Source organism: Enterococcus dongliensis (genome assembly GCF_031927985.1).
GTDB lineage: Bacteria > Bacillota > Bacilli > Lactobacillales > Enterococcaceae > Enterococcus_A > Enterococcus_A dongliensis.
Genome location: NZ_JARPZC010000008.1, coordinates 1 through 26429, shown reverse-complemented (window position 1 = coordinate 26429; position 26429 = coordinate 1). Strand labels below are relative to the sequence as shown.

The 26429-nt window shown below is 37.3% G+C and carries 19 protein-coding genes and 1 tRNA gene; 16 read left to right on the top strand and 4 right to left on the bottom strand.

Annotated elements, in window-relative coordinates:
* The first annotated feature begins 1 nt into the window (after position 1).
* From parE to P7D84_RS07280, 7 genes are all read left to right on the top strand, one after another.
* Positions 2-2029 (top strand): DNA topoisomerase IV subunit B, encoded by a 2028-nt coding sequence (gene parE / locus P7D84_RS07310; protein ID WP_311805875.1) that lies wholly within the window; start codon positions 2-4, stop codon positions 2027-2029.
* 14 nt (positions 2030-2043) lie between these two features.
* Positions 2044-4491 (top strand): DNA topoisomerase IV subunit A, encoded by a 2448-nt coding sequence (gene parC, locus P7D84_RS07305; RefSeq protein ID WP_311805777.1) that lies wholly within the window; start codon positions 2044-2046, stop codon positions 4489-4491.
* 285 nt (positions 4492-4776) lie between these two features.
* Positions 4777-7068: a formate C-acetyltransferase gene (gene pflB, locus P7D84_RS07300; protein ID WP_170999814.1), complete on the top strand. Its 2292-nt coding sequence runs from the start codon at positions 4777-4779 to the stop codon at positions 7066-7068.
* 137 nt (positions 7069-7205) lie between these two features.
* Positions 7206-7991, top strand: coding sequence for a pyruvate formate-lyase-activating protein (gene pflA, locus P7D84_RS07295; protein ID WP_137604301.1), 786 nt, complete (start codon positions 7206-7208; stop codon positions 7989-7991).
* Positions 7992-8172: 181 nt separating this feature from the next.
* The gene (locus tag P7D84_RS07290; RefSeq protein WP_311805775.1) at positions 8173-9102 is read left to right on the top strand and encodes a manganese-dependent inorganic pyrophosphatase; all 930 of its coding nucleotides are present in this window, start codon (positions 8173-8175) and stop codon (positions 9100-9102) included.
* 146 nt (positions 9103-9248) lie between these two features.
* The gene (locus P7D84_RS07285; RefSeq protein WP_311805773.1) at positions 9249-10046 is read left to right on the top strand and encodes a DUF1803 domain-containing protein; all 798 of its coding nucleotides are present in this window, start codon (positions 9249-9251) and stop codon (positions 10044-10046) included.
* A 73-nt stretch (positions 10047-10119) separates the two neighbouring features.
* Complete coding sequence (locus P7D84_RS07280; RefSeq protein ID WP_311805772.1) at positions 10120-10914, top strand: alpha/beta hydrolase; 795 nt, start codon at positions 10120-10122, stop codon at positions 10912-10914.
* A gap of 2 nt (positions 10915-10916) precedes the next feature.
* Here the strand turns inward: P7D84_RS07280 and P7D84_RS07275 are convergent, their stop codons facing one another.
* Positions 10917-11471, bottom strand: a complete 555-nt coding sequence (locus P7D84_RS07275; RefSeq protein ID WP_137604297.1) for a DUF2179 domain-containing protein — start codon at positions 11469-11471, stop codon at positions 10917-10919.
* 367 nt (positions 11472-11838) lie between these two features.
* Here P7D84_RS07275 and glgB point away from each other — a divergent pair, with 367 nt between their 5' ends.
* From glgB to P7D84_RS07230, 9 genes are all read left to right on the top strand, one after another.
* Positions 11839-13743 carry a 1,4-alpha-glucan branching protein GlgB gene (glgB, locus tag P7D84_RS07270; protein WP_311805770.1) on the top strand — a complete coding sequence of 635 codons (1905 nt, stop codon included), beginning with the start codon at positions 11839-11841 and terminating at the stop codon, positions 13741-13743.
* A 38-nt stretch (positions 13744-13781) separates the two neighbouring features.
* A complete protein-coding gene (locus P7D84_RS07265) occupies positions 13782-14927 on the top strand; it encodes a glucose-1-phosphate adenylyltransferase (RefSeq protein WP_376716920.1) in 1146 nt (381 codons plus the stop codon).
* On the top strand, positions 14914-16062 hold the full coding sequence (glgD, locus tag P7D84_RS07260) for a glucose-1-phosphate adenylyltransferase subunit GlgD (RefSeq protein WP_311805767.1): 1149 nt from the start codon (positions 14914-14916) through the stop codon (positions 16060-16062). The genes P7D84_RS07265 and glgD overlap by 14 nt, the downstream gene beginning before the upstream one ends.
* A gap of 2 nt (positions 16063-16064) precedes the next feature.
* On the top strand, positions 16065-17492 hold the full coding sequence (gene glgA / locus P7D84_RS07255) for a glycogen synthase GlgA (RefSeq protein ID WP_311805765.1): 1428 nt from the start codon (positions 16065-16067) through the stop codon (positions 17490-17492).
* Positions 17493-17602: 110 nt separating this feature from the next.
* A complete protein-coding gene (locus tag P7D84_RS07250; protein ID WP_311805763.1) occupies positions 17603-20041 on the top strand; it encodes a glycogen/starch/alpha-glucan phosphorylase in 2439 nt (812 codons plus the stop codon).
* The gene (locus P7D84_RS07245; RefSeq protein WP_311805761.1) at positions 20022-21854 is read left to right on the top strand and encodes a glycoside hydrolase family 13 protein; all 1833 of its coding nucleotides are present in this window, start codon (positions 20022-20024) and stop codon (positions 21852-21854) included. Before P7D84_RS07250 ends, P7D84_RS07245 begins: the two co-directional genes overlap by 20 nt.
* 81 nt (positions 21855-21935) lie before the next feature.
* On the top strand, positions 21936-22532 hold the full coding sequence (locus P7D84_RS07240) for a hypothetical protein (protein WP_137604291.1): 597 nt from the start codon (positions 21936-21938) through the stop codon (positions 22530-22532).
* Positions 22533-22589: 57 nt separating this feature from the next.
* Entirely contained in the window at positions 22590-22775 is a 186-nt protein-coding gene (gene ykzS, locus P7D84_RS07235; RefSeq protein WP_137604290.1) for a protein YkzS, read from the top strand.
* A gap of 47 nt (positions 22776-22822) precedes the next feature.
* A tRNA-Leu gene (locus tag P7D84_RS07230) sits at positions 22823-22906 on the top strand.
* A gap of 87 nt (positions 22907-22993) precedes the next feature.
* Here the strand turns inward: P7D84_RS07230 and P7D84_RS07225 are convergent.
* From P7D84_RS07225 to P7D84_RS07215, 3 genes are all read right to left on the bottom strand, one after another.
* Complete coding sequence (locus P7D84_RS07225) at positions 22994-23965, bottom strand: tyrosine-type recombinase/integrase (protein WP_311805759.1); 972 nt, start codon at positions 23963-23965, stop codon at positions 22994-22996.
* Positions 23966-24283: 318 nt separating this feature from the next.
* The gene (locus tag P7D84_RS07220) at positions 24284-25156 is read right to left on the bottom strand and encodes a DNA adenine methylase (protein WP_311805758.1); all 873 of its coding nucleotides are present in this window, start codon (positions 25154-25156) and stop codon (positions 24284-24286) included.
* A 50-nt stretch (positions 25157-25206) separates the two neighbouring features.
* Positions 25207-26247 carry an AAA family ATPase gene (locus P7D84_RS07215; RefSeq protein WP_311805756.1) on the bottom strand — a complete coding sequence of 347 codons (1041 nt, stop codon included), beginning with the start codon at positions 26245-26247 and terminating at the stop codon, positions 25207-25209.
* Between the last annotated feature and the right edge of the window lie 182 nt (positions 26248-26429).

Here is a 26429-nt window from a genome sequence, read left to right as displayed (position 1 = left end):
GATAAACAACGAATACAATGACGCTTCGATCCAAGTGTTAGAAGGATTAGAAGCGGTTAGAAAACGCCCGGGGATGTATATCGGCTCGACAGACAGTCGAGGCCTGCATCATTTGGTTTATGAAATTGTTGATAATGCAGTAGATGAAGCATTGTCAGGCTATGGGAATGAGATTGAAGTTACCCTTCATCATGACAATAGTGTAGAAGTAAGCGACAAAGGACGTGGGATGCCCGTTGGGATGCATGCTTCAGGAATTCCGACTGTTGAAGTAATCTTTACGATCTTACATGCTGGCGGAAAATTTGGCCAAGGAGGTTATAAAACTTCTGGCGGCTTACACGGAGTAGGTGCCAGTGTAGTAAATGCTTTATCAAAATGGCTGACAGTAACGATTGTTCGAGAAGGTGTAGAATACCGCGAAGAATTTAAAGATGGCGGTAAGCCCCAAGGAACGTTGAAAAAAATTGGCAAGACCAAAAAACCAAATGGTACCACGGTCCATTTTTTACCTGATAAAGAAATTTTTTCAGTTTTGAATTTTTCTTACGAGACATTATCTGAACGGTTACGAGAATCGGCATTTTTATTACGTGGTGTAAAGATTACGTTAACGGATCTGCGTGGCGAAGAAAAAGTTACAGAAGTATTCCATTTTGAAGAAGGAATCAAAGAATTTGTCGAATATTTAAATGAAGACAAGGATACATTGACACCGGTTGTTTATTTTTCTGGGGAACGTGAAGGAATCGAAGTAGAATTTTCTTATCAATACAACGATGGTTATTCAGAAAACTTGTTATCATTTGTCAATAATGTTCGTACAAAAGATGGCGGGACCCATGAATCAGGGATGAAGACGTCCATGACCAAAGCCTTCAATGAGTACGCGCGCAAACTAGGGTTATTGAAAGAAAAAGATAAAAATTTAGAAGGCTCTGATTTTCGAGAAGGTCTTTCTGCGGTTTTATCAGTTCGAATCCCAGAGGACCTTTTGCAATTTGAAGGACAAACAAAAGAAAAATTAGGGACTCCGGCAGCACGTGGAGCAGTAGATGCAGTGATCGGCGAACAAATGGGCTTTTATTTACAAGAAAATAGTGAAAATAGCCAAATGTTGATTCGTAAAGCAATCAAAGCCCGTGAAGCTCGTGAAGCTGCGCGTAAAGCTCGTGAAGAAAGCCGCAATGGAAAGAAACGTAAAAAAGGCGAGTCATTACTTTCAGGAAAGTTAACCCCTGCTCAGTCCCGTAATGCGGCAAAAAATGAATTATTTTTAGTCGAAGGTGATTCAGCCGGCGGTTCAGCCAAACAAGGCCGAGATCGAAAATTCCAAGCAATCTTGCCATTGCGAGGAAAAGTCATCAATACGGAAAAAGCAAAAATGCAAGATATTTTAAAAAATGAAGAAATCAATACAATGATCTACACTATTGGCGCCGGCGTAGGACCGGAATTTTCTATTGAAGATTGTAATTATGACAAAGTGATCATCATGACCGATGCAGATACAGATGGTGCTCACATCCAAGTCTTGTTATTGACTTTTTTCTATCGTTATATGAAACCCTTGATTGAAGCAGGCAAAGTCTATATCGCATTGCCGCCGTTATACAAAGTCTCAAAAGGAACAGGACGCAAACAAATTGTCGAGTATGCATGGACAGATGATGAATTACAAGCTGTGATCGACAAAGTTGGTAAAGGCTATATGTTGCAACGTTATAAAGGTCTTGGCGAAATGAATGCAGAACAATTATGGGAAACAACGATGGATCCTGAGTATCGGACACTTGTCCGTGTAAGAATCGATGATGCAGCTCAAGCAGAACGACGTGTGACGACTTTGATGGGTGATAAAGTGGAACCAAGACGAAAATGGATTGAAAACCATGTCCAATTCACGTTAGAAGAAGAGGGCAGTTTATTAGACAATAAAGAAGAAGTACCAACTGCTTCAACAACAAATCAAAATGAAATGAAAGAAACGACTGACGATGTAAAATCAATCGGTCTGTTTGATGAGTAGGAGGTGGTCAAAAAATGGATGGAAAACATTCAATTCAAGAATTAACATTGGAAGAAGTTATGGGTGACCGTTTTGGCCGCTATTCAAAATATATTATCCAAGAGCGGGCATTGCCAGATATTCGTGATGGGTTGAAACCAGTTCAACGACGCATTTTATTTGCAATGAATAAAGATGGGAACACTTACGATAAAGGCTTTCGAAAATCTGCAAAATCGGTCGGAAACATCATGGGGAATTATCATCCTCATGGCGACAGTTCGATTTATGAAGCGATGGTGCGAATGAGTCAAGATTGGAAATTGCGCCAAGTTTTGATTGAAATGCACGGAAATAACGGGTCGATGGATGGGGATCCACCAGCTGCGATGCGTTATACTGAAGCACGTCTGTCGCAATTAAGCGGAGAGATGCTAAGAGATATTGAAAAAGAAACGGTCGATTTTGTGTGGAATTTCGACGATACCGAAAAAGAACCGACTGTATTACCAGCAGCGTATCCGAACTTATTAGTCAATGGTTCAACAGGTATCTCAGCAGGCTATGCAACAGAGATTCCTACTCATAATTTATCTGAAGTGATTGATGGAGCTATTTATTTAGTGGACCATCCTAATGCATCATTAGAAAAAATCATGGAATACATCCCCGGACCAGATTTTCCGACTGGCGGAATCTTACAAGGAAAAGCCGAAATAAAAAAAGCTTACGAAACAGGAAAAGGCAAAGTCATCCTTCGTTCGAAAACCTCAATCGAGCCGCTAAAAGGTGGAAAACAACAGATTGTCATTCATGAGATCCCCTATGAAGTAAACAAAGCTGTCTTAGTTAAAAAAATGGATGAGATCCGTTTGAATAAAAAAATCGACGGCATTGCTGAAGTTCGTGATGAATCTGACCGGACGGGATTACAAGTAGTAGTGGAACTGAAAAAAAATGCTAATGCTGAAGGAATCTTAAATTATTTATTTAAGAATACCGATCTTCAAATCAATTATAACTTCAATATGGTAGCTATTGATAATATGACTCCTCAACAAGTGGGATTGAAACATATTTTAAGCAGCTATATTGAACACCGTAAATCTGTAATCACTAAACGCAGTCAATATGAACTTGCAAAAGCAAAAAAACGTCAGCATATTGTTGAAGGATTGATGAAAGCTCTATCTATCTTGGATGAAGTAATCACAGAAATCCGCAACAGTAAAGATAAAAAAGATGCCAAAAATAACCTAGTTGCACGCTTTGCATTTAGTGAAGAACAAGCAGAAGCCATCGTAACTTTACAACTCTATCGTTTGACTAATACAGATATTACTCAATTGGAAAAAGAAGCTGCTGAACTAGCTGCTCAGATCGATGAATTGCATTTGATCTTAAACAGTGAAAAAGAGCTGCATAAAGTAATGAAACATGAATGGCGTCAAATCAAAAAGAACTACGGAAATGACCGTTTGACACCAATTGAAGATGAGATTAGCGAAATCAAGATTGAAACAGAAGTATTGATCGCTCAAGAAGATGTCATTGTGACTTTGACAAAAGAAGGGTATCTCAAACGCAGTAGCTTACGTTCGTACAATGCTTCACGTTTAGAAGAGCATGGGATGAAAGACGGCGATACGATCATCTTCATCGATAAATTAAATACGTTGGATCATTTATTGATATTAACCAATCATGGAAATATGATTTATCGCCCGGTCCATGAGATTACTGAATTAAAATGGAAAGATGTCGGAGAACATATCTCACAAACCATCACCAATCTGTCTGTGACAGAAGAGATCATTGCAGCATTTCCTTACAAGGAGATCGATGCCAACAAACTCTTTATTTTTATGAGTAAAGAAGGCATGATTAAACAAACACGGATGACCGAATTTTCACCATGGCGGACTTATCGCAGTCGTCCGACAACAGCGATGAAATTAAAAAATGATACTGATCAAATCGTATCAGTCTTTTTAACTAATGAAACACACAATATGGACGTGCTCATTGCTTCACATCGTGCATTTGGATTGCGTTATCCTTTAGAAGAAGTCCCAGTGGTCGGTGCAAAAGCAGCGGGTGTTAAAGCCATCAATTTGAAAGAAGACGATTATGTAGTAGCTGGTGCGTTGGTTCCTTCTGAAGGGGATTCGCCAATTTTATTACTCAGTCAACGAGGAGCAGCTAAACGAATGTTAGCGCAAGAGTTGCCGCAACTTGGCAGAGCAAAACGTGGATTGATGATTTTCCGTGAATTGAAAAAAAATCCACATCGCCTAGCGTATATGACAACCGAGACAGAAGGAACCCTTGCCTTGACAACGAAAAAAGGGATTGAAACAGAAATCGAGATTGCCGAGATTGCGATTAGTGATCGGATGACAAATGGCACATTTGTCATCAATGAAAAACAAGATGGTGAACTTTTCTCTGTTCAAAACATCCAAAAATTGGTTGAAGATTAACTTTTCTGTACTATATAATTATAATAAAAACGGGCAACTGTATTAATACAGTTGCCCGTTTGTTCTATCACAAAAGCATTTAAATAGGTGTGTATCTACGTAAAAAAATAAAGAATAATATTGCTGAAAATCCTTTTATATCAATGTTTTGTAAATGATTACAAAAATATTTCGTTTTCTAATTAATCTTTCACAAGGAAAGGCTTGCATAAAGAAGATTATGTGTTATACTTTGGTCATAAAGCTGTAGCAATTAAGTTTTTATTCTAAGGAGGTCCTTTTAAAATGGGAACTGCAACAAATGAACTAGAAAAAATGAAGAACACAGAAAAATCTGCATGGAAAGGCTTCAAAGGCGATCTGTGGAAAAGTGAAATCAACACACGTGACTTTATCCAAGCGAACTACACACCTTATGAAGGCGGCGCAGATTTCTTAGCTGAACCAACTGATGCAACAAACGAATTATGGGGCAAATTACAAGGATTACAAAAACAAGAACGTGAAAATGGTGGCGTATTAGACATGGAAGCAGATATTGTTTCTGCTGCAAATGCTTATGGCGCTGGTTACATCGATGAAAAGATGAAAGACAAAGAAGCCATCGTTGGTATTCAAACGGACAAACCTTTAAAACGTGCATTCATGCCTTATGGTGGGATTCGCATGGCTGAAGAAGCATTGACAAGTTATGGATATGAACCAAATCCTAAATTCACTGAAATCTTCAATGATTATCATAAAACACATAACCAAGCGGTCTTCGATGTATACACACCAGAAATCCGTGCAGCGCGTCGTAACAAGATCATTACTGGTTTACCTGATACGTACGGACGCGGAAGAATCGTAGGCGATTATCGTCGTGTAGCTTTATATGGAATCGATTATTTGATGGAACAAAAATTCAAAGATCATGAAAATTGTGGACATGGTCAATTTACTGATGAAGACATTCGTTTACGCGAAGAAATCACAAATCAATACAATGCGTTGAAACGCATCAAAGAAATGGCAGCTGCTTATGGCTTTGATATTTCTCGCCCAGCAGAAAATGCTCAAGAAGCTGTTCAATGGACGTACTTTGGCTACCTAGCTGCAATCAAAGAACAAAACGGTGCTGCAATGTCAATCGGCCGTGTTTCTACTTTCTTAGATATTTATATCCAACGTGATATTCAAAATGGTCTATTGACAGAAGATGGCGCTCAAGAATTAATCGACCATCTAGTTATGAAACTACGCATGGTTAAATTTGCACGTATCCCTTCATACAATGAATTGTTCTCAGGCGATCCTGTTTGGGCAACATTATCAATTGCTGGTATGGGTATGGACGGACGTACATTGGTAACGAAAAATGATTTCCGTTTCTTACACACATTAGAAAACATGGGACCATCACCAGAACCAAACTTGACTGTTTTATATTCTTCTCGTTTACCACAAGGATTCAAAGAATATGCAGCAAAAATTTCAATCGATACATCATCAATTCAATATGAAAATGACGATGTTATGCGTCCAATCTGGTTAGATGATTATGCAATCTGCTGTTGTGTATCTGCAACACAAACTGGTAAAGAAATGCAATTCTTCGGTGCTCGTGCTAACTTAGCAAAAGCGTTGTTATATGCGATCAACGGTGGTGTTGATGAAAAATCTAAAGTTCAAGTTGGACCTGATTTCCGTCCAATCGATTCAGATGATGCGCTAGATTTTGACGATGTTATGGCTAAATACGATGACATGTTAGAATGGTTAGCTGGTATGTATGTCAATACATTGAATGCCATCCACTACATGCATGATAAATATTATTATGAAGCAGCAGAATTAGCATTGATGGATACAAACTTGAAACGTACATTTGCTACTGGTATTGCTGGATTTTCTCACGTAGTAGATTCATTAGCAGCAATCAAATACGCAAAAGTATTCCCAGTCCGTGATGAAGATGGTATCGTAACAGACTTCAAGACTGAAGGCGAATTCCCTAAATATGGTAATGATGATGCTCGTGCAGATGACATTGCTGTATGGTTGTTGAAGACATTTATGGAAAAATTAGAACATTATCATACTTACCGTAATTCAGAACCAACAACATCAATCTTAACAATCACTTCAAACGTTGTTTACGGTAAAGCAACAGGTACAATGCCTGATGGCCGTAAAGCGGGCGAACCATTAGCTCCAGGGGCAAACCCATCTTATGGTGCTGAACAAAATGGCTTGTTGGCTTCATTGAATTCATTGACAAAATTACCTTACGAATACGCATTAGATGGTATTTCAAATACTCAAAGTATCAATCCAGATGCATTAGGTCATGATGAAGATGAACGAATCGAAAACTTGACTAACGTTTTAAATGGTTACTTTGACCAAGGCGCTCACCACTTGAACGTGAACGTATTCGGCAAAGAAAAATTAATCGACGCTATGGAACATCCAGAAAAAGAAGAATATGCAAACTTTACAATTCGTGTTTCTGGTTATGCAGTTAAATTCATCGACTTGACTCGTGAACAACAAGAAGATGTAATCAGCCGTACATTCCACGCAAAAATGTAATAAAAATACAATAAGCAGATAAAAAAGTTTAGGGCGGATGGACGGAGGTCTATTCGCCTTACTTTTTTAAAGTTTATGAAAAGCAAACTTTAAAAATCTCCGTGGAGGTTTTTACATATAAAAGAGGGGGACTGTTTATGTCTACTGTGGCTGAACAACCGATTTTCGGAAATGTCCATTCAATTGAAAGCTTTGGATCCGTTGACGGACCTGGTGTACGTTTTATCGTCTTTATGCAAGGCTGTCGGATGCGTTGCCAATTTTGTCACAATCCAGATACTTGGAAGATCAATGATCCTAAAGCGAAAAAAAGAACGGCTGAAGATGTTTTAAAAGAAGCGTTAAATTATCAAAGCTATTGGGGTAAAAAGGGTGGAATTACTGTAAGTGGTGGTGAACCATTGTTACAAATCGACTTCTTGATTGATCTATTCAAAAAAGCAAAAGCAATGGGAGTCAACACGACTTTAGACAGCTGTGGAAATCCATTTACTTTTGATGAACCATTTTTCTCTAAATTTGAAGAATTAATGAAATATACGGATCTAGTATTATTTGATATTAAACAAATTGATAACCAAAAACATAAAGAACTGACTGGACAAAGTAATGATAATATCTTAGCGATGGCAAAATACCTTTCAGATATCAATAAACCTGTTTGGATCCGCCATGTATTGGTACCTTTTAGAAGTGACTATGACGAATTTTTAATTCGATTAGATAAATTTATTAAGAGTTTAAATAATGTCGATAAAGTGGAGATTTTACCTTATCACACGATGGGTAAATATAAGTGGATCGAGATGGATATGGATTATCCTTTAGAAGGTATCGAACCACCAACCGATGATCGAGTAGAAAATGCAAAGAAATTATTGCATACAGAAGATTACAAAGGCTACTTAGAACGTGTCAATTAAGAAGAAGGCTGTGGACGTTTGATCGTCGCAGCCTCTTTTTTGATAAAAGTAGCAAATCTTAGCTGAAGCTGTTTATTTAGAAAGAATTACTGTTTTATGTTAGAAAAAAGAGGCATGTTGTTGCTCTTTTACTTTTTTTTGATATGATAAAGAGGAACTTATTTAAAGGAGCGAATCAACTATGGGAAAAGTTTTAATTTTTGGGCATCAAAATCCTGATACAGATGCAATCGGAGCAGCGATCGCCTTTGCTAATTTACAAAAAGAATTGGGCGTAGATGCAGAGGCAGTAGCACTTGGAACACCAAATGAAGAAACACAATTTGCTTTGGATCATTTCGGTTTGACAGCTCCACGTGTGGTAGAAAAAATCGCTGCTGAAACAAGCGATGTAATGTTAGTCGATCATAATGAATTCCAACAAAGTGTAGCAGATATTGAGGAATTAAATATTTTAGCGGTCGTTGATCATCACCGAATCGCTAATTTCCAAACAGCTAATCCGCTATATTATCGAGCAGAACCAGTTGGTTGTACATCGACCATCGTATTGAAGCTTTATAAAGAAAACAACATTGCGGTTCCAGCAAAAATTGCAGGCATGATGTTTTCAGCAATCGTTTCTGATACATTATTATTCAAATCACCTACTTGTACTCAAGAAGACGTTGATGCAGCAAATGAATTGGCTCAAATTGCTGGTGTAGATGGAAACAGTTATGGACTTGATTTATTAAAAGCAGGGACAAATTTAGGCAATAAATCTGAAGCAGAATTATTAGATTTAGATGCTAAGTCATTTCCAATGGCAAATAAAACAGTTCGGATCGCTCAAGTCAATACAGTCGATCTTGATGAAGTATTTGCTCGCCAAGATGCTTTGCGGAATGCGATGCTGACCGAAAATACTAAAAATGGGTATGATTTATTCTTATTACTCGTAACAAATATATTAAATTCGGATTCAGAACTGTTAGTAGCTGGGGAACCAAGAGAAATGGTAACCGAAGCCTTCAATGTACAACTGAAAAATGATCGGGCCTTCTTACCAGGCGTTGTCTCACGGAAAAAACAAGTTGTTCCGCAACTAACAGCAGCGTTTGAAAAATAATTGATAAGATGAGTGGACTTTTGAAAGTCCACTTTTTTGTAGAAAAAATGACTATTTGAAGATAATCTATGGGTACTTATCACCTATACTTTAATGAATTAATGGGATACTATAAATTATTCCTTCCATTAAGAAAGGAAACAACCATGTATATCTATATGAATGATAAAAAGACGGAACAGTTAGTAAAAAGACCAGAAATGGCTGAATTGTTGTGCTATTTTAACAAATTAGAAAATCCCGTAATTTTGCGCGAACTACGACAAGCTTTCCCAAAACAAAAGCATTTAGATAAAAACCTAGATTTTTTGATCAATCACAAAATCATCACTCGGCAAGATCGTCGGTATTCTCTTCGTCTTTCAGTAATAGATGAGTATCCAACGACAGAAATCGTTGAGCATTTCTTGACAGAAATGACTGGATATTCCAATGAACAATTATTAGTTTGGTTGAGTGAAAGATTTTGGAGTGAAAATTTGACTGAGACACTGGCAATCGATTTTCCAACAGCGACTTGTACTCGCTTGGAACATAAAAATTTTGATCTAGTCACCATTAATCACAGTGGGACGTTAACAGAGACACTGCCTAATTATTTTAATAAGATCGAACAACCAGAACTATTTCCAAAACTAGCTGAACTCCTTGGTGATGTCAATCGTGAGTTTTTCAATAATCAGATAGGCTTACTGATCGAACGGATAGCAGCAGGGAAAGCCCCTCGAAGAGAATCAATTTTTTTGACAAGTTTGGTTGCTAGTCAAGTGCTTGAAGCTGAACCTACTTGGCAATTTGTTATCCCATGTTTTGAAGAAGAGTCTGTACTTGACCACTCACTGTCGATGGATGATCAGACCCGCTTTCTATTTGAACGTCAGTTAGCAGATCGGCTATTAGGAAGTAAAGCGAGTTATACGTATCTGATAAAAAAGAAGGAATGAATACGTGCAACGAATAATTAAAGGAATCTTGTTGCTGCTGAGTTTGTTTTTGCTTCTTATTGGGAGCTATTATATGAAAATCCGCTATTTTAGTCCAGGAATGTTAGTCAAACAAAAGGGGATTCATTATTCCAACGTTCCAACTGTATTTATTCACGGTTACGAAGGAAGTTCTTTTTCGTTTGGCCCGCTTTTGCACAGATTAGAAAAAGAAAATGTCGCGAAACGTGAGATGACAATCATAGTTCAAGCAGATGGAACATTGACTGTAGAAGGAAAAATCAACAAAAATAATGACAATCCAACCATTATGGTCCTTTTTGCAAAAGACGTGGCCGATGAGACGACACAAAGTAAATGGATAGCCCACGTAATGCACTATCTTTATCGACAAAAAATCACACGGATCAATTTAGTCAGCCATTCGATGGGTGGAGTCTCAGCGCTGCGCTATTTATTAGAAGATAGCCGCAAAAAAACACCGACGACGGAACGATTTGTCGCCATCGCGGCACCGTTTAACGATTTAGAGATTGCTGAAGAAACTAAAGAGATTTTTGCTTATGAGATGACTAAAGAAGGACCTAAAGGAGAGACACCGATTTATCAATACTTTGACAAAGCGATGAATCGATTACCAAAGAATTTGCAAGTCCTTGATGTAGCGGGTGATTTAAAGGATGGATCAGACAGCGATGGTTCTGTTTCGATTCATAGTGCGTTTGCATTGCGCTATTTGTTGCAAGAGCATGCTGCCAGTTATCAAGAATTACTCGTTACTGAAAAAAGTGGCAGTCATTCGAATATTACTAAAAGTGCTGAATTAGAAAATGCATTGATTCGTTTTCTCTGGGAAAAAACAGCGTAAAGCTAAGGCTTTGCGCTGTTTTTTTGTCGTCTATGAACTTTTTTGGTCCAAAATCCGCCAGAAATATATTTTGGTTCATAGGAAATAATGAAGGCACGCTCTTCGATCTCTTTAATCAATGCGTATAAGGTTCGTTCCGTATTGCGAGGGGATAAAATCTCTAATACCATCCGCTCTCCTTCCAATCCTTCCCCGTAAGATTGTGTGACTCCGTACCCGTTTTTTCGTAAAACTCGTGGCAAACTAGCTTCTTGATCAGTATTTGTTGGCAAGATAACAGTGACCATAATGTATCCAAGAGCTAATTTGTCTTCAATTTTTATCCCAACACTAATCCCAATCGCATAACCTAATGCATAAGTCAGTAGATTGATAGGATTGTCTAAACGGTCCAAGACCATTGAAAGACCTAGAATATAAATCGTGATCTCTACCATACTCATTAATGGAGCTAAAATGCGATAGCCTTTCATCGTGAGCATAAAACGAAGTGTATTCAGTGTGACATAGGCAAAATTAATAAAAAAAATCATCGCCAACATTTTTATATCGATCATTACACGACCCCCAATCTTTTCGTTTTCTATTGTTTCGAACAATTGACGTATCTTATAGTTATTAGCCTAACGATTATTTTGCTAAAAGGCAAATAGAAGGAAAAATATATAAATAAAATAAGTTATTTTAATATAAAAAAACAATTGATTCAATAATTTTAAAAAAAATACCTTCTATTTTAATTATTGTTATAATATAATATTAAATGAAGAGGAGTTTAGCGCTGTTAAAATAGCGATAAAAATATTTGGAATGTTATTTATTAAATATTTTCGTTGTTTTAATAGAACGGAATCTATTTTTATTATTAAATTTTACACATCAAATTGTAATAGAAGGGCGCTCTGCGTTAAAAAGGTGGTTCTCATGAAAAACAGTAAACAAGATGCAACACGAAAAGTGGCTGATGCGAAGAAAACATTTTTATCAGGAGAAAATTTTTATGCACACCATTTTTTAGGTGCTCATCGAATGGAAGAAGGGTATGTATTTCGCGTATGGGCACCAAATGCGTTGGCGGTATCATTAGTCGGCGACTTTAATGATTGGCAAGATACTTTACCAATGGAAAAGGATGAAGTGAGTGGGGTTTGGCAAATAACTACCAAGGATGCAAAAGAGGGCGATCTTTATAAGTTTAAAGTACGACAAGCCGATGGACGAGAGCTCTTAAAAATTGATCCTTTTGCTATACGATTTGAAAAACGCCCTGGTAATGCAGCAAAATTGTATCAGTTCCCAGAAAAAAAGTGGCGAGATGGTTTGTGGCGTGGACGCACCAAGCGTTCCAATCCATTCAAACGACCGATAAATATCTACGAAATCCACGCAAGCTCATGGAAACATAATGAAGATGGATCGCCCTATAGTTTAGCTGATCTAACGGAGGAATTGATCCCCTATTTAGTCGAAAAAAAATATACACATGTTGAATTTATGCCGTTAATGGAACATCCATTAGACCGTTCATGGGGCTATCAATTGATTGGTTATTTTGCTCTGAGTTCTTATTATGGTACGCCAGCACAATTTCAAGATTTTGTTGAAGCATGTCATTTAAACAATATTGGTGTATTTGTTGACTGGGTCCCAGGTCATTATTGCATCAATGAAGACACACTGCCTTACTATGACGGCAGTCCTCAATTTGAGTATATCGATCCTGATCGAGCAAAAAATAATCGCTGGGGTTCCATTAATTTTGATCTAGGTAAACCACAAGTTCAGAGTTTTTTGATCTCTAGCGCGATGTTTTGGATTGAGATGTTCCACATCGATGGTATCCGGGTAGATGCTGTTTCGAGTATGATTTATCGAGATTATGATGACGGTCCGTGGACGCCTAATCATGAAGGCGGAAACCGCAACTTTGAAGGATATTATTTTCTACAAAAATTAAATGCAGTGATTAAGTTGGCACATCCAGAAGTTTTGATGATCGCAGAAGAAAGTTCTTCTGAAACCCCCGTGACTGGTTTGATCGAAAACGGGTCATTAGGCTTTGACTTCAAATGGAACATGGGATGGATGAATGATGTTTTACGTTTTTATGAAATGGATCCGATTTATCGAAAAGATCATTTCAATTTGCTTACGTTTTCTTTCATGTATATGATGCAAGAAAATTTTATTTTGCCTTTGTCCCATGATGAAGTCGTTCATGGAAAAAAAAGTCTGATGCATAAGATGTGGGGCGATCGTTATAAACAATTTGCTCAGCTGAGAAATCTGTATACGTATCTTATGGTACATCCAGGGAAAAAATTATTGTTCATGGGTAGTGAATGGGGGCAATTTTTGGAATGGAAATTCGATGAGGGACTTGAGTGGGGCGATTTAAATGATCCGTTGAATCATGCCATGCAGATGTTCACGACTCGATTAAATGATTTTTATAAAAATCAGCCAGCTTTATGGGAGATGGAAGATTCTTACGACACAATTGAGATTATCGATGCAGATAATACAGAAGAATCTGTTTTGTCTTTTATACGAAAAGGAAAACGAAAAAAAGATTTTTTAATCGTCATCTTGAATATGACACCAATTGAACGTCGTGATTTTTCAATTGGTGTGCCCTATCCAGGAACATATCAAGAAGTTTGGAATACTGAGATACAAGAATTTGGCGGTACTTGGACACGTCATAATGAAGTTTGTCAAAGTCAATCGACCAAATTTAAAGAGTACAGTCAAGTAATCACAACGACCGTTCCTGCATTGGGTGCGATCATTTTAAAGCCAGAAACCATCAATACACGTAAGAGATAGAGGGGAGGTCGATGGAGGAAAGTCCTTCATCAACTAAAATGAAAACAGAGATATTAGCAATGATTTTAGCCGGCGGAAAAGGTTCACGTCTGGGAAAACTAACTCAAAAAATCGCAAAACCTGCTGTCCCTTTTGGCGGTCGCTATCGAATTATCGATTTTACACTGAGTAACTGTATCAATTCGGGAATCAACAATGTCGGTGTTGTGACACAATACCAACCATTAGCGCTAAATAACCATATTGGTAATGGTTCAAGTTGGGGATTTGACGGGTTGAATGCAGGAGTAACAATCTTACAGCCTTATTCTAGTAATGATGGCAGCAAGTGGTTTGAAGGGACTGCTCATGCGCTGTATCAAAATATGGATTACATTGATCAAATGGATCCAGAGTATGTATTGGTATTGTCTGGCGATCACATCTATAAGATGGATTATGAAGCGATGCTGGAAAAACATAAAGAAAACAATGCGTCATTAACGGTAGCAGTAAGTGAAGTCCCTATCAAAGAAGCATCGCGATTTGGGATCATGAATACCGATGAACATGATCGAATCATTGAATTTGAAGAAAAACCAGAAATGCCAAAGAGTAACCTAGCGTCCATGGGAATCTATATCTTTAATTGGAGCCGCTTACGTAGTGTCTTGTTGAACAGTTATAAAAAAGATGATCAAATGCTGGATTTTGGCAAGCATGTAATTCCTGCGTACTTAGAAAGTGGAGAAAATGTTTTTGCGTATCGTTTTGATGGGTATTGGAAAGATGTTGGTACAATCGAATCGTTATGGGAAGCGAGTATGGAATTTATCGATCCAAGACACAGCTTGGACATTCGTGATAAAAGCTGGCGAATCTTGGCAAAAAATACCGTTTCTCCCCCGCATTTTTTAACAGCAAACGCAGAGGTAAAAAATTCCTTGGTCGTCGATGGTTGTTATGTCGCAGGTCGAGTTGAACACAGCATTTTATCCAATGATGTTCAAGTCAAAGATGGGGCCAAAATTATTGATAGTGTGATCATGCCGGGTGCAACAATTGGAAAGAATGTTCAAATTACAAGAGCGATCATTGGTGAAAATGCCATCATTGGAGATAATGCTGTAATTGATGGTTCCGAAGAAATCGCCGTTGTGGGCTATTCAGAAGTGATTGGAGTGTTGACAAGTGAGAGCGAATAAAATGTGTGCGATTTTGGGTAATGTGTATGAATGCCCAGAATTATTACCTTTGACTGAAAAACGACCGTTAGCTACATTGCCTTTTGATTGTAAATATCGACTGATTGATTTTGATTTATCTAATGCAATCAATGCTAATATCAAGTCTGTTTATATGATTTTCAATCAAGGGACGACAAAATCAGTTTTTGATCATATCGGTGGTGGTCGTGAATGGCATTTAGACAGTGTAGATAGTCGTCATTTTATTCATTTTTATCAAGATTTTTTGAAAAAGAAAACAGAAGGCCGACCTTATTTTGAATCGATCATCGATTACCTTAATAAATCAAAATCGGAATATACCGTCTTTATGGGGAATCGGATGTTGTGCAATATTGATCTGGAAGCCGTTTTAAAAAGTCATCAACAAAGTGATAGTACGATAACAGTCGTCTATAAAAAAATGCCAAAAGAACAGATTTATCGGCAAGATGAGATTTTAGAAGTTGATGAACAGGGCATTGTTCAAGGTCATCATAATTTTTTAGAAGATAAATCAGAGGATGTATTATTTAACCTTGGTATGAAGATCTTTATTTGTTCAACAGAATGGTTGATCAATGCACTACAAGAAGGGCAAAATCTGGGCAGTCCAGTAGCATTATTAGACTTTTTAAATTTAGCTATGGGCAAAGTAAAAACTTCTGCTTATGAATATACCGGTTTTTTAAGAAATATTTTTGATATCAAATCTTATTATGATGCGAATATGGCAATGTTGGATCCCCAAAAATTTTCCGTCTTATTGTATGCTAAACAAAAAATCTACACAAAATTAAAAAATGAAGTAGCTACGTATTATTCGCCAATATCTGAAGTGAAAAACAGCCAGTTTGCGACTGGATGTTTGGTTGACGGAAAAGCTTCTGATTCTCTTTTTTCGCGGAGTGTTGTCATTGAAAAAGAGGCAGTCGTTGAGGGTTCGATCATTATGGCCAACTGCCGTATTGGTGAACAAGCAGTCATTAAGTATGCAATTTTGGATAAAAATGTCGTCGTAGAACCGGGTATCAAAATTATTGGTTCAGCTAATCGACCAATTGTGATCAAGAAAAATATGCATGTACTCAATGATGTTTACGGAGGCGAATAAACGTGAAAACATTATTTGTAGCAGCAGAATGTGCGCCTTTTTTTAAAACTGGTGGATTAGGAGATGTGGCTGGTGCTTTACCCAAGGCTTTGCAAGCAAAGGGAGCGGAGATTAAAGTGGTATTGCCATTTTTTACCAAAATGGCGCAGCAGTATAAGAACCAATTACAAGATTTATTCTCTTATGAAGTTCAAGTCGGCTGGCGCAGACAATACTGTGGAGTGAAGTATCTACGGATAAATGAAATCGATTATTATTTTTTAGATAATCTTTATTATTTCAATCGCCCAGAGTTGTATGGTTATTACGATGATGGTGAACGTTTTGCTTTTTATCAACAAGCTGTTATCGAACTGATGGAAAAAATCGATTTCATTCCAGAAATCATGCACTTAAATGACTATCATACTTCCTTTATTCCTTTTTTATTAAAAGAAAAATATCATTGGATACAGAAGTTTAGTCACATCCATACAGTTTTGACCATTCATAATATCGAATTTCAGGGACAATACGACCGCGAAATCTTGCCTGATCTATTTGGTATGGGCTGTGAGCGTTATGATGATGGGACCATACGTTTTAATGATTGTGTGAATTTCATGAAAGCAGGCATTCTTTACGCTGATCGTGTGACGACGGTCAGTCCAGCTTATGCCGAAGAAATCAAAACGCCTGCTTTTGGTGCAGGTTTAGATCCAATTTTGCGAATGGAAAGTGGAAAGCTTTACGGGATTTTAAATGGAATCGATTATGATGCATTTGATCCAGCCAGTGATCCAGCGATTTTTACCAATTATGATAAAACGCACCTTGATAAGAAAATAGAAAATAAAGTTCAATTACAAAAAAGTTTGGCTTTGCCTGTTCGCCCAGAGGTTCCAGTGATTGGTATCGTTAGCCGCTTGACTTATCAAAAAGGATTTCATTTGCTGTTACAAGAAATGGAGAATTTGATGCAATTTGATGTCCAGTTGATTGTACTTGGGACTGGAGATCCTGATTTTGAAGAAGGTTTCCAATACTTCGGTCAGAAATATCCGCATAAAACAAGCATTCAAAATACTTTTGATGTGAATTTAGCGCAAAGAATCTATGCGGGTGCGGATATGTTTTTGATGCCCTCTGCGTTTGAACCTTGTGGGTTGTCACAAATGATTTCTATGCGCTATGGAACCTTGCCAATTGTGCATGAAATCGGTGGTTTGAAAGACACTGTTCAGTCATACAATCCGCTTACGAATGAAGGAACTGGTTTTGGTTTTGATCTTTTTGAGCCTTTCTATCTAATGAATGCATTAAAACAAGCAGTCGAACTTTATCACAATCATCAAGCTGATTGGCGTAAATTGATGATAGAAGCAATGTCGCGTGATTTCAGCTGGAATGTCTCTAGTCAGCAGTATTTGGATTTATACAAATTAATGTAGCATTCGAAAAGCCAAAATCTAGAGTCATCGGCTGTGGATTTTGGCTTTTTAACTTATCACACCTCAATAAGCAAAGAGTTGTAACTTAAAGTATAGTTGGAGATGAGAAAATGAACAAAACAGAATTTAAACAATCTTTCAGCCAACGTTTAGCTGAAAAATTTGCTATGGGAGTCGCGGACGCCTCACCAAACGAACTTTATCAAACACTGGGTTCATTGATGACCTCGACATACTCACAAGATTGGCAGCAGACATGGACAGACTATCGAGAAGTCGAACAAAAACAAGTCTATTATTTTTCCATCGAATTCTTGCCAGGAAAATTGTTAAAGAGCAACCTTTTAAATATGGGATGGTTAGATATGGTAACAGAAGGTCTTGCTGAATTAGGGATCAATCTAGACGATTTAGCAGAAGTTGAACCAGACATGGCTTTAGGCAATGGCGGACTCGGCCGCCTGGCTTCTTGTTTTATGGATTCGATTGCCTCAATGGGGCTGCCTGGAAATGGCAATGGAATTCGCTATGAGTATGGTTTATTCAAACAGCATTTTGTTGATAATTACCAGGTAGAATTGCCAGATAAATGGCTGCAAAAAGGGAATCTATGGGAAATACGCAAAGAAAGCAAAGCTGTAGATGTCCGACTCGGCGGTAAAGTTTTTATGAGTGACAATGATTCTGGTAATTTGATACCAACAAATTATCAAGGTGGGGTAGTCTTACGTGCTGTCCCTTATGATACAGGGATGGTGGGCTATCAAAATGCTATTGTCAATACGATGCGATTATGGTCAGTAGAAATTCCGCCAGAAGAAGAGGAAAATTATCGAAGTATCGAAGATCGACGTACAGTAGAAGATCTGACATCAGTGCTCTATCCAGATGACACGAGTGAAGATGGCAGAAAGTTGCGACTTTCTCAGGAATATTTTTTTGTCTCTGCAGGTGTACAAAGCATTTTACGGTATTACAAACAATTAAATCGATCGATTGATACCATCAATCGATTCATTGCTATCCATATCAATGATACGCATCCTGCCATGTGTGTGGCTGAATTCATGCGCTTATTAGTCGATGACGAGCAATTAAGTTGGGAACGAGCGTGGAATTTAACTAAAGAGGTAATGAGTTACACCAATCATACAATCATGGCGGAAGCATTAGAAAAGTGGTCAATCAGTATGATGGAAAGTGTTTGTCCTAGAATCTATCAAATTATTGAAGAAATTGATCGTCGTTTTGTTGAAGAGATGACTGGAGTTCATGATTTTGATTTGATTCAACGAACTCGGATCATTCAAGATGGACAAGTCCATATGGCCCATCTTGCGATTATCGGTTCTCATTCGACTAATGGGGTCGCAAAACTACATTCAGATCTTTTAAAATCTGTCGTTTTGCATGATTTTTATTTGCTTTATCCGACTCGTTTTAATAATAAAACAAATGGGATAGCGATGCGGCGCTGGTCACAGTTAGCCAATCCGGCATTAAGCAACGTCTTGGATAAAACGATTGGTCATTTATGGCGGGAACAGCCAAATGATCTGCGCTTATTGTTAAATTATGTAGAAGACGATCGGGTGTTAGCCGCTTTGGCAGAGGCAAAACTAGAAAATAAAAAGCATTTATCAACTTATATCCACGAGCATTGTGGGATCAAGGTGAATCCTCAAGCAATCTTTGATGTTCAAATCAAACGTTTGCACGCGTATAAACGGCAATTGTTGAACCTTTTACACATCATGAAACTCTATTTAGATCTAAAAGAAAATCCAGATTTACCGATGGAACCACGAGTATTCATCTTCGGTGCTAAAGCAGCTCCAAGTTATCATTATGCAAAATCAATTATTAAAGTAATCAATGAAGCAGCAAATCTAATCAATCATGATCCGACGATCAAAGATAAATTAAAAGTGGTCTTTTTAGAAAACTATAATGTCAGTTTAGCTGAAAGAATCATTCCGGCAGCTGATGTCAGCGAACAAATCTCATTGGCTTCAAAAGAAGCATCTGGGACTTCAAATATGAAATTGATGTTAAATGGAGCGGTGACGATTGCAACATTAGATGGTGCCAATATCGAGATTCGTGATGCTGTTGGTGAAGAAAACATCGCTATTTTTGGTCTAACAGAAACAGAAGTCTATCAATATTATGAAAACAAAAATTATTCGTCGCTGAGTATTTACCAAGATAGTCCGATCGTACAACGTGTGGTCAAAACATTGATCGATGGAACGATTCCAAATATCGTCGCAGAAGGGTATGAGATCTTTGATTCACTGATCAAATACAACGATGAATTTTTTGTTTTGCGTGATTTTGAGGACTATTGTTTGGCACAAGAATCTGTGAACAAAGCCTATCAAAATAAACGTCACTGGAGCCAAATAAGTTTACGCAATATTGCTCATGCAGGACGATTTTCTTCAGATGATACGGTCCAGCGATATGCAGAGGACATCTGGCAAATAGAACCTGTTTTTGCTCATAAAAATGATCGAGGTGTAGAACATGACTCCTATTTACTTTAATCCTTGGTTAGAACGTTATAAGCAGCCTTTTGGTGCTGTACAAGAAAAGACGGAGGTCAATATTTGGTTATCTGTTTTAGAGCAACAAAACATTGAAGTGTTCTTGGTTGTTCACAAAGAAGGCAGCACCACTGGTCAAAAAATATTTGCGATGAATGCTGTTGCAGAAGATCGTTTTCACTTTCGAGCGACCATGGATCAAGGATGGGGATTGTATTTTTACTATTTTAAGATTATCCATGAATCAGAAGGCTATAAGATCACTCAATATTACGGCTTCCACGGTCAAGGAGGAGAAGGGAAAATTTATGGGTCAGAACGGGAAGTCATTCCTTATCAATTGACCTGTTATCAAAAACCAGAAATTGCACCGAGCTGGTACCGTGACGCGGTTTTTTATCAAATTTTTCCTGATCGCTTTGCAAACGGCAATCCGGATCGGAAGATTAATCAACCGAAAAAGGATTCCTTTATCTATGCGACCGAAGAAGACACGCCTTTTTATATCAAAAATCAGCAAAATGAAATTGCGCGCTGGGATTTTTTTGGTGGAAACTTCAAGGGAATACAAGCAAAGATTCCTTATTTTCAGGGGCTAGGAATCACAGCAGTGTATTTAAATCCGATTTTTGAAGCAAGTTCCAATCATCGATATGACACCAATGATTATTTTAAGGTTGATGGAGTTTTAGGAACGGAAGAGGATTTTCGTGAATTGATCGCCGCCTTGCATGAAGCTGGAATTGCGGTGGTATTAGACGGTGTATTTTCCCATGTAGGTAAAAACAGCCGCTACTTTAATCTGTCCGGTCTTTATGGGAAATCCACCGGAGCTGCTCGTAATCCGCAGAGTCCTTATTATGAGTGGTTTACTTTCAACCACTATCCAGATGATTATAAAGCTTGGTGGGGGGTGACGGATCTCCCAGAAGTACGGAAAGAAAATCCCAGCTATCAAGAATTTATTTATGGCGATTTAGATAGTGTTTTATCAAAATGGACCACAATGGGTGTAGATGGTTGGCGTCTAGATGTAGCCGATGAATTGCCCGATGAATTTATATCCGGTATCCGCAAACAGTTAGCTTCTTACCAAGAAAAAATTTTGATTGGTGAAGTTTGGGAAGATGCTTCAAATAAGATAGCGTATGATACCCGCCGAAAATATGTTTTTGGCGATCATCTGCAAGGTGTCATGAATTATCCTTTACGTCAGCAAATTTTAGCTATTTTGAAACAGTCACGCTCTTTAAAAGACATTTGCGAAGAGATGATTCGTTATCAAGAGAATTATCCCACCGATTTTTATTATAATCAGTTAAATAATATTGGGACCCACGATACCGAACGTATTTTGACCATGTTAGATGGATCCATCGAAGCATTGGATCAAGCTTGGGGATTGATGTTTATGATGCCAGGAATTCCTTGTGTCTATTATGGCGATGAAGCCGGTCTGACAGGCGGAAAAGATCCTGAAAATCGGAAATTTTTCCCTTGGCAGGCGATTGATCCTGCAATCTTTGAAAATTGTCGAAAATGGATCACACGCAGAAAGACATTTGACGTGCTGAAACAAGGAGAATTTTTTCCGTTTTATTCACAAAAACAACAAATTTTTGGAATCATTCGCTATTTAGAAGAAGCCTATGTGATTTATGCAATCAATCTTTCTGAGCAAGAGCAAAGCCTAAAAGTTAGTGAGTTGATCAGTCCACGTGCTTATCGAGGGGATTATGCTGTTTTAAATCGAATCATGGAGAACAAGCACCTCGCACCAAAAGACAGTTTCTTTGCTTATGAGACGAAGTAATCATCTGTTGCTGGATATTTGACAGCATTTTTTATGTATTTATGCTAAACTATGCTATATCAGAACAATAAGGATGATTTTATGCAAACTTACAGCAGAAAAAAAAGCCGTTTTCCTGCCTTTGATGATGAAGCAGGTGTAAAGTTATTACAGTCAAATCAACGTGTCTTGTTTGATGGACAAGATGACTTGATTACAAATTATCAGTTAGAAGCGAAAGATATTTTCGAACGTCCCCTGCCAAAAACTAAACGGACGCGACATGTACAGTTAAACGAAGAGCCCCATAAAGAATTAGCCCGTCACAAAGCCAATCTGCCAATGTATGACGGCGATCGAAAAGAATCAAAGAAAGTAAAGCTGTTTGAAGAACGCAAACCGAAAGATATGACGAAGCCAAAAACGACGTTCAATGCACGAACTACCCGCAGTGCTACGCCTTTTGCGCCTAAATATGTGCCTTCTTCATTGATTCCAGATGAACCAGCAGATGCAATTTCACCAAGAGAATTGATGCAACGGATGGAAAAACCCCGCCAATCATATATCCTGTTTGCGTCAGAAGAAAAACAACCAGATGAACGAAAAAAATCACGCCAACGGTTAGATCGTTCTTTACGAGGAATCTTACAAGAAGAGACTTCAAGTATTGAAAATAGTAAATATTTTCACGACTAAAATCAAAGGAGGCTATAGCCCCCTTTGATTTTAGATTGATGAAAGGGGGAAGCAAAGATGAATCCATTTGAAGAAAAAATCCACCAATTACGTGCAGGTGAGATTGATAAAATCGAAGTGACTCGCGAAGAGTTCTTTTTGTTTCGTGAGGCATGGGGAACACAAGAAGACAAGAAATTTTTCCGAGGAATAGCAGGATTAAAAGGAAATATCATCTATGTTTATGATACAACTATTGTGTAGACTATTGACTTTTTAATTTTTGCTCGCTATCATAAAAGAAGTTTTGCGCGGTGGTGTTGGAATTGGTAGACAAGCATGATTGAGGGTCATGTGGGAGAAATCCCGTGTGGGTTCAAATCCCATTCGCCGCATACAGTTTCAGTCTACAAACATTGATATAACGGTGTTTGTAGGCTGTTTTTTAGTTTTTACCACGAAAAACCACGAAAAGTTTTTTCTCAAAGAATTTCTTCGAAAAATGACTCGAATTTTTGATTGTTTTTTTGACGTCTCTCTTCAGTCGCACTTGCATATTCATACGACTGTTGAATGCTTGCATATCCCAATTGGTCTTTGATATAAATCGAATCAGTTTCAGGAAGAGTGAAGAAGTCTGATCGGACATGTCGAAAACTATGACTTCGGATTCTTGAAACTTCTGCTTTTTCACACCAGTATTTCAAATACTTGTTGACCGCTGAATTGGAAATAGGGTAGGTGTTGTTCGTTACGAATAGTAAGTTGTGTGGATTCAATAGTTTCCCCGATAGAACATCTTGAGCTTGGCTAGCTTTCCATTTTTTCAAATATTTAAAGAGATGTTTATGAACATCGATTTTCCGATATCCAGCATTAGTCTTTGTTGATCCAAAACGATAAATTCCGCCGTCGTATTTGAACGCTTCATCAATAATGATTTGCTCATTTTCTTCGTCAATATCAGAATCCCATTTTAATGTAGTAACTTCTTGATAGCGCACGCCGGTGTAAAACTGGACCAAGCAGAAATATTTCGCGACTGTATCTGTAGCCTCTAAAATAGTATTCTTGAGCTTTTCAGCATCTTCTTGGGAAAGTGTCGTTTCGGTTGAATGAGTCGCTTGATGACCGGTTATTTTCACATTTCTGGTAGGGTTCATTTGTCCCATATCAATAGCCTCGAGGATCGCTGTCTTAAAAATCGTATGTTGATCAGCTACCGTAGTTTTAGATAAACCTTGTTTATTTGGACCGTCTGCAGAAGCTAACCAATTGAGATAGCTTTGATAATTGTATTTCGATAGATTATTCAATGTCTTTTTCTTTCCAAAATATTCTTCAACATACTTCGCCGCTAGTTCGTATTTTGCAATTCGACCAGGACTTATTTTCCCACGCTTAAATGTATCGATGTATTGATTAAAAAAAGCAACGAGTCTGACTTTCTTCATGTTTTCGCCGTTCATTAATCTTGATAGAAAATCAGTTTCTTTTTCTTTGACTTCAGCACGAGTAGAACCGGTAAAGTTTTTTCACTCCATTCATTCGTGAGAGGGTCTTTATAGCGTGTTCGCAGTTTCCATTTGCCTTTTTTGATCATTTTTTGATCAGCAAAAAATTCATCCTTTCTGATTTGTATTTTAATAATCAGTTTAAAAGTTAAAATAGATTGATAAAAATGATGGTATATCCGTTTATATCTGATTTTGCCCATTAAATTCAAACGTATGTTCGTTTTTGTGCTAAAAAGAAAAGCCTGAAGGCTGTTCTTAGTAAATTTGAAGTGTAACTTTATCTGCTGATTCTAATTTAGTTATTGGGCTGGCAAATAAAAATTCTGATGCCATTCTTTTTTTATTTGCTGAATATTGAAGTAGATACTCATAAGACTGTTCTAAAGAAGAATAAAGATCAGCTATTTGTGGCGTTTTATCATATGTTAATATCCAATAATAATCATCCATTTCTGCAATTTTATTTCTCATAATTTCATGTTGATCTTTACTATAAAAAGATAAATATAGTGACTGACCTTGTTCATAATAAGGTGGGTCAAAAAAGGTAAATAAGTTCTCTTTTTGATATCTTTTTTTTAGTATATCTACGAGATTTACTGCGTCCTCATTAAATAAATGAATTCTATCTTTCTGGTCTGCGATTTTTCTTATTTTTTTTATAGAAGTTTCTTTCGTAAAACGACAATCTATTTTATATTTTCCGGATTGCTCTTGCCCTCCAATGGGGCCTCCAGAAATGATACCACTTATATTGGTTCTATTTAGAAAGAAGGTTGAAAAAGCACCTAGTATTGAATTCGGATCTTTTCCATGCTTAAGGTAAATCTTTTTCTGATTATACCATTCCTCTAAAGTTATAGGAGTTTTCTCAATCAGGCTAATGAATTCTTCAGAGTGATTTATGCTCATATTCCAAAATGAATAGATTGCAGGATCGAAATCGTTGATAATTACTTCATTAACGTGGTTTCCCAAAAGTAACTCAATAGTAACTCCAGATCCGCCTGCAAATGGTTCACAGTAAACAGGGTTACTGATTTTGTTTAATTCAATTGTGGATTTAACAAATTTCCATAGTTGAGTTTTTCCTCCAGGATATCTGAGTGGAGATTTTGTGTGTGGCATATTATCACCTCAAGTCTATATTAGCAAAACCTCGAAATATTGGCCAGAAATTAAATACGACTTGCCATAAGTCTGTTAGAGACATGTTCAAACACAGCTTGCGTTCTTTTAATCCAACGAAGTAAGTCTTCTTGTTTTGTAGAGTAATAATAGCTCAACATATTCGATTCAGAGGAAAAGGTCAATAAATCACTACTTTCTGCTTTTAGTGCATCTAAACACAGTTCTGAATCTTTAATAATTAGCCTTTCTTTAATTTTATCGCTAGAGTATAAAGCCGTTTCCGGATCTTCATCTAATGTTCGCCAAAATTTATAGTGATCTCTATCATTTTCAACTAATTCATAAATAATAGAGTATAAATAGCCTTCAGGAGAGAGATATTCAGGTAAGCTTACGAAATTTTTAGATAATTCTCTTGGGGTTAGTGACTTAACAATTGTGGAATCTTTCATATACTCTTCAATTTTTATCTTCTTTTTCGAGTTTGCATCCCCGTCTAAAATAATTGCGACATTGCTAAAATGGGTATCGCTTTTTGGCAATTTTGTTAATTGGTCAGCTCCCAAAAAAATGGGAATAATTTTATATGGAGGTAATTTGAAATTTAAATCTAGCAATTCGGCGGCATTGACTAACAATTCAAAGACATCTTTAGTCATTTTATCTTCACAATAAACTTTTGTTTCAGGTTTTTTAAACGTGAGTTCTTGGAATAAATCAGCTTTCAAAAGTCGATAAGAATTGAATTTCATAATCGAAGGTGTACTTACTCCCTTGAAATAGACCAATTGATATTGATCAGCATTTTTTTCCTTTAAAGAAATTATCTCTTTAAGGATGGTCAATGAATGAGAGGTAAGAAATATTTGTAAATTCAATTCATTGCTAAGTCGATTAAGCAAATTAAATAAATTGACTTGAGCACTTGGATGAAGCGAAGCATCTACTTCATCTATACAAAGAACGCCTCCTTCGTAATCCTCTGATAAAGACAGCGAATAGAAGTCTACTAAAGAATTAACAATGTACCCTATATTGTCTTGTCCGACAGATTGTGTTTCGGCTGAAGCATTAAGCTGGAGGTACAAAAATCCTTTGTCTACTATTTACTTTCTTAGTCATTGTTTCAACATGTTCGCACTTCGTGATTGAGTTTGGAAGTATTTCGTTATACCATTCGGTATACTTTTGATGGTTCTGTTGCAAAGTTTTAAATAAAGAATAAAATCCCTTACGGTATCTATGATTTAATCTGGGATTCCCAATAATA